Consider the following 222-nt stretch of genomic DNA (forward strand, 5'->3'; position numbering starts at 1 on the left):
GAATACGGCGATCAGCTGATGAAGGCAGGCAAGGCCGCCGACATCAACCAGAAGCCGGTCGGCACGGGCCCGTTCATCTTCCGCAGCTACACGAAGGACGCGACGATCCGTTTCGACGGGAATCCTGATTACTGGAAGAAGGGCGCCGTGAAGCTGTCGAAGCTGATCTTCTCGATCACGCCCGACCCGGGCGTGCGCGTGCAGAAGATCAAGCGCAACGAG

At 60.8% G+C, this 222-nt stretch carries 1 protein-coding gene; it reads left to right on the forward strand.

The genetic code is table 11. The features are described from left to right. Positions 1–222 (forward strand): ABC transporter substrate-binding protein (locus ACV22V_RS32740; RefSeq protein WP_448016879.1); only part of this gene is annotated, 222 nt, incomplete at both ends.

This window comes from Burkholderia sp. AW33-5, assembly GCF_053427615.1.